This window comes from Chloroflexota bacterium, assembly GCA_013152435.1.
Taxonomy (GTDB): domain Bacteria; phylum Chloroflexota; class Anaerolineae; order DUEN01; family DUEN01; genus DUEN01.
Genome location: JAADGJ010000029.1, coordinates 1 through 7,307 on the forward strand (window position 1 = coordinate 1; position 7,307 = coordinate 7,307).

Annotated in this window: 5 protein-coding genes; 1 reads left to right on the forward strand and 4 read right to left on the reverse strand. The window is 63.7% G+C overall.

Annotated features, from left to right (window positions below):
• From GXP39_03900 to GXP39_03915, 4 genes are all read right to left on the reverse strand, one after another.
• A partial coding sequence (locus GXP39_03900; GenBank protein ID NOZ27183.1) for a glycosyltransferase family 4 protein occupies nt 1–1,198 on the reverse strand: 1,198 nt, incomplete at its 3' end.
• A 4-nt stretch (nt 1,199–1,202) separates the two neighbouring features.
• Entirely contained in the window at nt 1,203–2,678 is a 1,476-nt protein-coding gene (locus tag GXP39_03905; protein ID NOZ27184.1) for an O-antigen ligase family protein, read from the reverse strand.
• 329 nt (nt 2,679–3,007) lie between these two features.
• Nucleotides 3,008–4,681, reverse strand: coding sequence for a hypothetical protein (locus GXP39_03910; GenBank protein NOZ27185.1), 1,674 nt, complete (start codon nt 4,679–4,681; stop codon nt 3,008–3,010).
• Between the two features lie 293 nt (nt 4,682–4,974).
• Nucleotides 4,975–5,640 (reverse strand): hypothetical protein, encoded by a 666-nt coding sequence (locus tag GXP39_03915; protein ID NOZ27186.1) that lies wholly within the window; start codon nt 5,638–5,640, stop codon nt 4,975–4,977.
• A 579-nt stretch (nt 5,641–6,219) separates the two neighbouring features.
• On the opposite strand from GXP39_03915, the gene lexA reads away from it, so the two are divergent.
• A complete protein-coding gene (gene lexA / locus GXP39_03920) occupies nt 6,220–6,864 on the forward strand; it encodes a transcriptional repressor LexA (GenBank protein ID NOZ27187.1) in 645 nt (214 codons plus the stop codon).
• The last annotated feature ends 443 nt before the right edge of the window (nt 6,865–7,307 follow it).

Genomic DNA, 7,307 nt, shown 5'->3' on the forward strand with positions numbered 1-7,307 from the left:
CCAGATATTCCCTGGCGGCGCGCTCAACCGTGTACTTCCGGGCGATCCGCTCGCGCGCTGCCTGCCCCACCGCGGAGAGATCCGCATCCAACGCCCGGCTCAGCACCCGTTCCAGATCAGCGAGCTCGATGGCCACGAAGCCGGAGACCCCATCGGCGATCACATCCTCGACTCCGGGCGCCCGGTTGGTCACGATCGGGATGCCCAAAGCCATGAACTCCAACCAGGTGAGGGGCGGGGTGACGATGGATCCCAGACGGGTGACCGGCGCCAGCATCAGGTCGGCCGCCCGCCGGTATGCCAGGAACTCCTCCGGGGAGGTGCGGAGAACCCGGATTCCCTCCCCCGCGGCGAGCTCGTGGATCGGCCACTCCACCTCCGGCTTGACCAGGAAGATGAACACGACGTCCTTGCGTCGCTGCCGCACCAGCCGGGCAACCCGGTGGGCCACCTGGAACTCCGCCCATCCCAGCTGCTGAATCGGCCCGGTCCACAACACCACTCTGGCCTGCAGAGGAAGCCCCAATGATCGCCGGGCGGCCTGCATCTCCTCCGCCCGGCCGGCCGCACTCACCTTCGGGAGGGAGACCCCCCACAGGATGGGATAGATGCGCTCACCGGGGAGCCCGATCTCGGAGAGTTTGCGGGCATAGGCCCGGCTGTAGGGGACCACCGCGTCCATCCCGGCGAAGCTCAGCCGCAGGTAGGGATCATGCCAGCGTCCCCGGGCGTAATATCCCATCGCGCTGACGGTCAGCCTGGGACGCGAGGGGAGCGCCCGAAACAGCCGCATGGCCGGTCCGAGGTTGTCCATGAAGTGGATGACCTCGGGGCCACGCCCGTCGAAGAGCCGCCGGATCCTGGGGACGATCCTCAGCAGGGACAACGTGTACTCGATCAGGCTGCGCGGCTGTCGCTTGAAGTGCGAGTGGCATTTGTAAGGATCATGCCGGGAGGACACATCCGGCCGCAGATCGACGCCCAGATGGGCGGGCTTGACGTTGTGGATGCGGACCGGGAGCGCCCCGATGTACTGGACCTCCGACGCCTGCGGCCGGTAATTAAAGGAGAGGATCTCTATATCGGCGTGGGGGCGGAGCAGCGGCACCAGCTCCAGCCAATAGTTCTTATCGCTGGAGCTTCGGTAGGGGAAATAGTCGATGCCGATCAGGGCCACGCGCAGCGCAGAATCCATCATCGGGTCACCGGGCGAGTGTGGTGATGCACATCCGGGTCGAAGCCACCAACAGCCCGAACATCAACGCCCAGAAGGGAAACACCATGTACGAGATGAGCCCCCAGGCGACGAGGCCGTGGATGAGGACCGCGACGTGACCGGCCAGGACCCCCTGCGTCAGAGCGCCCATCCTCCCCTCCTCCAGGCGGCCGGCCACGCCAGCCGTGACGAGGGCCAATATCAGGAACAACAGGAACCATAGCAACGCGGGCATTCCGCCCTCCACGGCCAGGGCCAGGTAAAGGTTATGGACCTTGTGCTCCGCCCCCTCCACCAGCCAGGTATACCCTACACCGTAGTCAGGCGCGACGCGTGGGAAATTGCCCAGGCCGATCCCAAACAGGGGATGATCCCGGATCACCTGGACCGCCACCCGGTTCAGATTGAACCGCACGGAGACCGTATCGGTCGCGCTCTCCAGCAGACGACCGCGGATCAGGCCGGCGAACGGCACGGCCCCCAACATCATCAGGAGCAGGGCTCCGGCGACGACGGTCAGCAATTTGGGATATCGAAGGATCTTTCGGATGCTGAAGAGCAAAACCGCGCCGACGCCCACGACCAGGCCGACCCAACCGCCACGGGTGAACGTCAGGATCAGCGCGGTGACGCCGGAGGCGATGACGATAAGCAGCCAGAGCCGCCGCCGAGGCGAGTCCGCGACCAGGAGCAGGCTGAGCTGAAGGGGCAAGATCAGCTCCAGCCAGTGGGCCAACGCCGTGTCCGAGCCCAACGTGCCCCGCACGCGAAAGAGCTGTCCCCCGCTGGACAGTGCGACCTGCCGGGCCTCGTTCACGCTCCTTCCCACCATGTCAGAGATCGCCCCGATGTTGGTGCGCGTCCAGAACTGAAGCAACCCCAATCCGTTCTCCAGGACGATGATGAGGGATAAGGCCCCGGCGAGCATCCAGATGGAGCGCCGATTCAGGCGATGAGCGGCGTAGAAATAGATCAGGAAGGCCCGCAGCCACAAGGTCCAATGGCCCAGAGCCGGCGGGACATAGGCGGACAGCAGCGCGGACGCAAACAGCCAGCCGATCCACGCAAGCCAGAGCAGATCCACGAGGGATATCCGGGGCCTCTCGATCCGTCCGGCCCGGATATCCCAAATCCAGGCCAGATACATGAGAGCCAGGACCGGATCAAAGGCATAGATCGTCAGGACATCGCTCAGGATGAGCCGCAGGGAGGGGAGCAGGCTCAGAAGGAGGAGCAACGGGAGGACGTCCCGGTCGCTGGCGGCCAGCACCAGGCAGCCCAGCCCAGCCGCGAGGGCGATGATGCCGAGAACGCCATACTCCGGGCCCAGGCGCGCGGCCATCGTGGTGAGGCCGATGACCAGGAAGATCACCCCGGCCGCGAGCGCCAGGAAGATCGGCCACCCGGCCGTAGGCGATTCCCCGGTCGCGAGCTGGGGCGGTTTGGTCACCATGGCTGGCACTTGTACGCGACTCCGTTCCGTCGGCTGGCAGCGGATGGGGGGATCATCCCCTTATGTCCTATACATCCCTCAGAGTGTATCCGAAAGCTCACCGGCGAGGTGTCTGGAGACATCCCTCAGTGCGGCCCCACAGGGGAGATGTGGAGCCCTCTCTCCACAGCCCTCCTACTTCTCCGGCCTACATCTGCCCCTCCCGGCCCTTTCCGCATGGATCCGAGCCGTGGGCGAGTAGGGCAGAGATGAGAGAGAGGCTTCCCCCCCAGGAGCTTCGCCTCTCCGGGCCTCCCCATGGCAGGAGCAACGGGATCTCTCCAACGCGCTCTCACAGGCTACTGCAGATATCCCAAATCGCTGAGGCGAGCCGTGATCTCCTTCAAATCCTCCTCTGAGAACACGTCGTCCTCGCTCTGATGAGCTGCTGCAGCAGCGGTCGTCGTGATGGGGTAGCGATCGAGCAATTCCGGCCGAAGCGCCTCCGCCAGCACCTGCCCATCCATGTCATCGGGAACGGGGATCCCCAGCAGATAGAGGATGCTCGGGGCCAGATCCTCGATGCGCGCCTGAATGGGGTGCTCCCGGGCCTGGAAGGCCGGCCCGCGCAAAGCGACGATGCCTTCCATGCGATGCGTGCCGGTCAGGAAGCGCGGCATCTTCTCGAACAGGATGCCCCGCCGAAAGTTCGTCGCGATCTGATAGCCATCCGCGGGCGCCACCACCAGATCGGGCAGCACATCCGCCTGGGGACCGTGGTAGATCTCCTCTCGGAACCACACATGCTCGATCACCCGCTGCCCGGTCTCCGGGTCCACCAGCGCCAGGAGCTTCTCCTTCAACTCAGAGCGCAGGGCATCCCAGGCCGGGCCGGGCTCCACCGTGCCCAAGGGCTCCCGGCCGACGGTGTTCAGATAGATCCGACCGTAGAAGGGGCCCGTGGGCGCGTACGCGCGGGTATGGGCCCAGTCGATGAGGCGGCTGCCGGTCAGCTTCTCCACCGTGTGCTCCAGACGCCCGCGCGGCTTGATGAGGCGACGGCGCAGCTTGAAGACATCCGCACGGCGAAGAGCCGTCTCCGCCCAACCGATCAGGCGTCCCTTGAGCGAGCTCTGCTGGAAGCTGGCCAGATATCCCTCGTTCTGCAACCACTGATTGATATACACCCGGCGCAGCACGGGGCCAAACCCGTGATCGGACATCACGATCAGATTGCGCTCATCGCCGAACGCGTCCACGAGCTCGCCGATCATCGCATCCAGGGCGCGATAGAAACCCAATACGTGTTCACGCTCGGAGGCCGGCTTGTCGGCGAAGTCCGGATGGGAGGGATCCATCCAGGCCCAGGCCGCGTGTTGCAGCGTGTCGGTGTCCTGAAAGTGGACCATGAACAGATCCCAGTCCTCCTTGGCGAACAGGTATTGCGCCAATTGGGCCCGCTTCCTGGCGATCTCGGTCATCATATCCACGAAGCCGCGAATGCCCAGATAGTCGAACTTAGAGATCGTGCCCAGGATCGTGTAGCCCTTGACGGCGGCCTGGACTTCCTCCCACAGCTCGGGAGGCCAGAAGGCCATCTCCGGGCGTGGGCTCAGCATCCCACTGACCACATACCCGTTGATCGGCTGAGGGGGATAGGTCACCGGCACATTGATGATGCACACGCGACGCCCGGCCTGGCTGGCCAGCTGCCAGAGGGTGGGCGGTGGGACATGGGTCGCGTTGACGGTCACCATGTCATAGCTGCCACGCTGGTAATGCGTGAAGTGAAACAGTCCGTGCTTGCCGGGCGACTTCCCCAGCTGGAAAGACGTCCAGGCAGGAGCTGTCACCGGCGGGATCGTCGATCGCAGCGTCCCCCACACACTGTCGCCTATGATCCTGGCCAGGTTCGGCAGATGGCCCTCCCGAATCCACGGCAGCAGCACGTCCCAGGTCGCGCCATCCAGGCTGATAATCGCCACTTTATGGTGGAGACGTTCTCCACCCCGTGTTTCATCTATGGTCTGCATGAACGATCACCTTCTTCGTCTTCGTCAATCCGGTCGCAAGCCCCCTCCATCCGCTGCGGAGGGAAAGCGGGGGGAAATCGCGTGCTTCAGAAGAGAGGAGGGGGCGGGGAACTGGGGGATCGCCTCCCGGTCCGCTATCCCCGGCCCAGGTGGAGATCCAGACCAATCCCGTTGGGAATCCTGAGCACACGACCGTCATGAAAATCAGCAGCGGCGGTAGCGGTCTCCCCTTCCACAGGGAGCGCTCCCCCCGCTCGCTCATCGAGGCATGAATGACGAGCCGTCCCCTTCCCTCACGGTGAACCCTGCAAGGCCTCCCTGACTTGGGGGATCAGCTCCTGAACCCGTTTCAGATCCTCCGCCGGGAGGTTCCCATAGCCATCGGCATCGGTAATGCAAATGTAGAATCCCGCCGTGGCCCTCATGACGTTGCTGTCCGGATCCTCAAGGGCGGATTGGAGGATATCCCCGATGATGGACGGATTCAACGAGACCTCGCGCCGGATCTTCATCCCAGGCACGGCGGTCTTCGCTCCGTCATGAGCGGCGCTGTAGGCTACAGCCCACGCCCGCGCCAGGTTCGTCTCTCCGTCCTCCTCCTCGTACAGCTCCCACTTCCCGTCTTTATAAACGCCCTGATAGGCGATCTTGTAATGCACGAGGGGGCAGGCCTGCGGGGTCAGAACCCCCTGCCAGCGGGCGAACTGGCGATCTCGGATCTGCGCTTTGCTCGTCTTCAAATCCTTCAGGCCCTCCCCCAGGAAATCGGCCAGGAAGCGATCCAATCTCGCCTGGATCGCCTCCTCCAGGGAAGCCTGCAAGTCCACCTGCCTGGAGGTCACCTCTTGAGGAGGCGAGGAGACGAAAGTGGTGGGAGTGGCCGTCGGAGCTCCACAGGCGACGACGTTCGCCACCACCCACGCCAGAATCACAAGGACCACAATCTCTATCTTGCGCAAAGGAAGACTTCCTCTCCGAGGGTGAAAAGCCACCTTACCCCCTCTCGTCGTTTCTGGTGGTCTCCCCGCCTGGTGTCGGCGAGCTCACAGGAGGCCGTTTTGTGAGCAGCACCGCATGAACGGCGCCTCCTGTGGGCCCTTTCCCAGACGGGGGATTTACCTGCCGTCGCCCACCTGCTCTGGCAATATCAGGAGGGAGACTGCTTCATTTCTGCGGCAGCACTAACGGGCCATCAGTGCGCCGGATCCTCCTAACGGCTCCCGGCAACCTAATGGACGACGAGAACAGCGAGCCTCCCCCCGGGATCACATCGATCGGATCGCGAGGGGGGATCCCCTCGCCCAAACGGCCATCTGCGCGAGGGATATTGTAAGCGAGACGCGAGGCGGTGGCAAGTATGAGTGCCACAGAAGCTCCGTGCCGCCCAACAGCCGGACGAGTTCCCCCGCCTCTTGGGAAAAAACGTGGCGCGGCTTTGGGAATCTTGGGATAGCCGCTTGACTAGAACGTGTGTTCGCGCTATAATAGAACAAACTTTCCAAACCGGAATCGATGGCCGATCCTGGAAGGAGGAAGCCATGGGCTTGTCGGAGCGACAGCAGCGGATACTGGAGTTTATCGAGCGGTATATCGAGGAGAATGAGTTCCCGCCCTCGATCCGAGAGATCGGGGCCGCCGTGGGGATCAGCTCCACCTCCGTCGTGAACTACAACCTGAAGAAGCTTGAGGCCGCCCAATACATCAAGCGAGACCCTACCGTGTCGCGGGGCATTCGCCTGTTGAAACCGCTGCGCGGCACGGCGGGATCCGCCTCATCTCTGAAGATCCCCTTGCTGGGCCGCATCTCCGCCGGCGAACCCATTCCCGTGCCGGATGTCACGGGGCAGAACCCATACAGCGGTGAGACGGTGGAACTGGCAGAGGTCCTGTCCCCTGACCCGGAGAACCTGTACGCCCTGGAGGTACGCGGGGATTCCATGATCGATGCCCTGGTCGGTGATGGCGACCTGGTGATCCTGCGCCATCAGAAGACGGCGAGCAACGGGGAGATGGTGGCCGTCTGGCTGAAAGATCGAGAGGAGACCACGCTGAAATACTTCCATCTAGAAGGGGATGAGGTGCGTCTGCAGCCCGCAAATCCCCATTATGACCCGATTCTGGTCCCCGCGGATCAGGTGGAAGTGCAGGGAAAGGTGGTGGCCGTTATCCGGCGCGTCGAGTGATCCCGGGCCGGACATCCATCCCACAGATCATCGATTGGCCCACTCCCGGCCTCAGCGGAACATCCCATCGCAACCGGATCGCGGCCATCGCCATCTCCTGACGAGGCCCGTGCCCTCGCGCTCTGCGATCCTCCGGCTCGCGCCTCCGAGAGGGCGCTGCCTCATCGCGATGGAGTGACCTCACATCGGAGGCTCGCTTCATCCACTCCGTCATTCCGACTCGCCCCCTGCCATCGAGTCGGCGCCTCGCGGCGTAGCCGCTGACGCGCCGTGAGGATTTCCCCATCGCCTGAGGGACCACACCCTCGATGCCCCTCCACGCCACTTCCAACGAAAAGGACCCCTCCTCCTTCCTAGGGCCTTTTCAAAGTCCAACGTCCATATTGGCATACATGGCGCCTGCAGGGACGAGGCAAGGTGTCGTGTCTGTATACGCATCTTCT

Bases quoted from the DNA above. Each gene is read 5' to 3' on its own strand.
- GXP39_03910 (NOZ27185.1), bottom strand. From the start codon at position 4,681: ATGCAGACCATAGATGAAACACGGGGTGGAGAACGTCTCCACCATAAA.
- lexA (NOZ27187.1), top strand. From the start codon at position 6,220: ATGGGCTTGTCGGAGCGACAGCAGCGGATACTGGAGTTTATCGAGCGG.